Consider the following 4090-nt stretch of genomic DNA (forward strand, 5'->3'; position numbering starts at 1 on the left):
GCCTACGCGCGGGAGGGGCGCGTGCAGCGTTGCCGGTGGGACGCCGACGTTCGCAACCTTGTCGGCAATGTCCGCGGCAGCCAAGGCCACACCTACACCACAACGGTGCGGCTTTCCCCGGTAGGCGTCGACCGGCGCAGTGTGGCAAGCGGGGTGTGCAGCTGTCCGATGCGGGTGAACTGCAAGCACGTCGGGGCAATCGTGATCGCTGCGGCAGGGGTCACCAAGCTGGGGGTGACAACGACGCGCACCCAACCCGCGCCGCCTCCGCCCGCTCCACCGGCGTGGCGACGCTCGCTGGATGCGCTGTTTCCTCCCCCGGCCTCGAGCAACGGTCCGGTCGGGACGCCATTGGCGATCGAGCTGAACCTGTCGGGCAGCGGGCCGTCGTCGACCCTCGATGCGCGGCTGGTGCGACCCGGAAAGCGCGGCGGCTGGGTGGCCGGCGATCTGTGCTGGGGCAAGCTCCCCGTGCTGCGCCACTACGGCTATCCCGACGCTCAGCTTCGGCTGCTGCAAGAACTCCACGCGACCTATCAAACGTCGATCTCGAATTCGACTGGTTACGCCCGCTATTCGTATGGGGGCTATACCTACGGGGACACGAAAACCATCTCGTTGTCGCGGTTCGAATCGGCGCAGCTGTGGCCGCTGCTGGACGAGGCGCGCCGAGTCGGCGTGCAGCTGGTGCAGGCACGGTCGTACCAGACCGTGCCGGCCTACGGCGCAGCAGAGCTGTGCCTGGACGTCACCATGGGCGAGACCGGCGATCTCACTGTCGAGCCCGCGCTTCGCGTCGACGGCGCCGCGGCCCGACCGCTGGGATTCATCGGATCGGCAGGCCATGGCGTGGTGTACGCCGATGGCGGGCTGCGGCTTGCGCGCCTGGCCAAGCCGGCGCCGGCGGCGTTGCAACAGCTGACGCTGGCCAATGAGCCGCTGGTGATACCCGCGGACGAGGCGCCGCGGTTCGCCGCTGAGTACTACCCGAGGTTGCGCCACATCGCGGCCATCACGTCCTCGGATGAGTCGTTCGCGCCGCCGGCGATCATCGGGCCCACACTGGTCCTGCGAGCCGACTACCAAGGCGAGCATGAGCTCGATGTGACCTGGGAATGGGCATACCGGCTGGGCGACAATGACTTTCGCGCACCGGTCGGCACCTCGGATTTTGCCGCCGTCCGCGACATCGAGGCCGAGAAGGCGCTCGCCTCGAGTGTCGAGGCGCCGTTGGAGAAATTCGGCCTCCGGGCCGGCGACGGAACGCTCATCACCGGGGTGCGACTGTCCGGCCTGCAGACGATGCGGTTCGCCACCGAAGTGCAGCCGCTGCTCGCCGAGCTTGACGATGTCACGCTGGAGCTGATCGGCGACCCGGCGGATTACCGGGAGGCGGGGGAGTCGCTTGTCATCGCGGTGACGACGGACGCGGTGGCTGGCGAGACGGACTGGTTCGACCTCGGTGTCACGATCAGTGTTGAAGGAAAACAGGTTCCGTTCGTCAGCATGTTCGTCGCGCTCGCGTCCGGGCAGTCGCACCTGCTGCTTGCCGACGGTGCCTACTTCGCGCTCGACAAGCCGGAACTGGTCAAGCTGCGCCAGCTGATCGAGGAGGCCCGCGCGCTCACCGATGCCGAAGACGGCCCGCCGCGGATCAGCCGATTCCAGGTCGGGTTGTTCGACGAGCTCGCCGAGCTGGGAGTGGTGACGCGCCAAGCCGACGAGTGGCGGCGCCAAGTCGACGGACTGCGTGCGCTGCAGGGTGTGGAACCGGCTGCGGCGCCCACGGGTCTGCGCGCCGAGCTACGGCCGTATCAGACCGAGGGCTTCTCGTGGCTGGCGACGCTGCACGCCCACGGGCTCGGCGGAATCCTCGCCGACGACATGGGCCTGGGCAAGACCATCCAGACCTTGGCCTTGATCTGCCAAGCGCGGCAACACAATCCAGGTATGGCGCCGTTCCTGGTGGTCGCGCCGGCCAGCGTGGTCGGCAACTGGGCCGCCGAGGCCGCGCGGTTCGCGCCGCAGCTGTCGGTGGTGGCGATCTCGGACACGCTGCGCCGCGCCGGCGCAGATCTCGACGAGCTGGCGGCGGGCGCCGACATCGTGGTCACCTCCTACACGCTGTTTCGGCTGGACTTCGACGCCCACGCCGCCCAAACGTGGTCCGGGCTGATCCTGGACGAAGCCCAATACGTGAAGAACCACCACGCCAAGACCTACCAGTGCGCGCGCAAGCTGGCCGCGCCGTTCAAGCTGGCCATTACCGGCACACCGATGGAGAACAACATCATGGAGTTGTGGTCGCTGCTGTCGATCACCTCGCCCGGGTTGTTCCCCAACCCGACGACATTCGCCGACTTCTTCGCCAAGCCCATCGAGAAGACCGGCGACGCCGAACTTTTGGCGCTGTTCCGGCGCCGGATCAAGCCGTTGGTCCTGCGTCGCACCAAGGAGCGGGTGGCTGCCGAGCTGCCGGCCAAGCACGAGCAGGTCCTCGACATCGAACTGCCGCCGCGGCACCGCGCGCTCTACAACAAACGACTGAACCGGGAGCGGCAGAAGGTACTGGGCCTGCTCGACGACATGCAGCGTAACCGGTTCACCATCCTCAAGTCGTTGACCGTGTTGCGGCAGATGGCGCTGCATCCCGGGCTGGTCGACCCCGCCCACGACACGATGGCCAGCGCCAAGATCGACATGCTCGCTGAGCAACTCCGCGACGTGACCGCCGGCGGGCACCGCGCGCTGGTGTTCAGTCAGTTCACCCGTTTCCTGGGCCGGGTCCGTGATCGCCTGGACGCCGAGGGAATCGGGTACTGCTATCTCGACGGCCGGACCCGCAATCGCCCAAAAGTGGTCCAGCGGTTCAAGGATGGAGATGCGCCCGTTTTCCTGATCAGCCTCAAGGCCGGCGGGTTCGGGCTGAATCTCACCGAGGCCGACTACTGCGTTCTGCTCGACCCGTGGTGGAATCCGGCCACCGAGGCCCAGGCCATCGACCGCACCCACCGCATCGGTCAGACCCGAAACGTCATGGCGTACCGGCTGATCGCCCGCGACCCCAGCGAGGACAAGGTACTGGCGCTCAACGCGCGCAAAGCCAAGCTGTTCGCCAGCGTCATCGACGACGGTAACGCATTCGGCTCCGCGCTGACCGCCGACGACATCCGCGGCCTGCTCGCCTGAGCGGACAGCCAAGCGGCGGGGATGTCCTATCGGACTCGTGGCTTGCCGTGATCCGGGTGCGGGACGGCTCGCAGTTGCAGGCGTGGGATCGCGTCAAAGTCTGACGGATTGCAGCTGTACAGCGGCAGGTCGTGGGCGATGGCGCTGGCGGCGATCAACGCGTCATAAGCCCGCGCCGCCGGCTTTCGCCCGGATGCTCGCAAGGATGCGGCGACTGTCCCGAATGCGCGCGCAGACTCGGCATCGAAGGCGAGCACGTCGAAGTCCGACTCCGCTTGCTGCAGATGCGCCTGGCGTGCCGCGCGCTCTTCGTCGGTACCGGCGACATGCGGCCCCACCGACAGCTCGGCCAACGTGATCGCGCTGATCAAGGCTTCCTCGGGCAGATCTGCGGGATCGTCGATGCGGCCGAGCATCCCTTTCGACCTGGCTCAGCAGTCACAGCGTTGCGTCGATGACGGTGTCGATGTCACGTCTCAGCACGTCGGGGTCAATGCGGGGCAACCATTTCCTGCGCTCGATGAGGTCGACAGTCCTGGCGCTGCGGCGCGGCAGCGGCCGCAGTTCGGCGACCGGGCGACCGTCGCGGGTGACGACCACACGTTCGCCGCGCTCCACACGGTCCAGAACTTCTCCTCCCTTGTTGCGGAGGTCGCGCACTGTCACTGATCCCACACCAGCAGTATTACCGGTCAGACAGCGACGCCGCACCGGCCGGGCTCCCACGTTAGGTACCGACTCAGGGGCAGAATTTCGCTATGCGGTCACGACGGGGTGCCGTGGCGTTTATCGCGGCGGCGGTGCTGGTCAGCGCGATGCTGGTCAGCGCTACGCCGACGTCGTATGAGCCCCCGCCGATGGTCGCCAATCCGGTCGAGCACGTCGACACCCTGATCGGTAC

The 4090-nt window shown here is 67.4% G+C and carries 3 protein-coding genes; 1 reads left to right on the forward strand and 2 read right to left on the reverse strand.

The window, feature by feature from the left end; translation table 11 throughout:
• The first annotated feature begins 21 nt into the window (after positions 1-21).
• Positions 22-3189: an SNF2-related protein gene (locus tag AC2VOU_RS04320; RefSeq protein WP_486956241.1), complete on the forward strand. Its 3168-nt coding sequence runs from the start codon at positions 22-24 to the stop codon at positions 3187-3189.
• Between the two features lie 26 nt (positions 3190-3215).
• Here AC2VOU_RS04320 and AC2VOU_RS04325 read toward each other — a convergent pair whose 3' ends face one another.
• Together AC2VOU_RS04325 and AC2VOU_RS04330 are read right to left on the reverse strand one after the other, a co-directional pair.
• Entirely contained in the window at positions 3216-3605 is a 390-nt protein-coding gene (locus AC2VOU_RS04325; protein WP_486956239.1) for a PIN domain-containing protein, read from the reverse strand.
• Between the two features lie 22 nt (positions 3606-3627).
• Entirely contained in the window at positions 3628-3864 is a 237-nt protein-coding gene (locus AC2VOU_RS04330; RefSeq protein WP_486956240.1) for a type II toxin-antitoxin system Phd/YefM family antitoxin, read from the reverse strand.
• Between the last annotated feature and the right edge of the window lie 226 nt (positions 3865-4090).

The sequence above is a fragment of the Mycobacterium sp. TH-M25 genome, assembly GCF_057473665.1.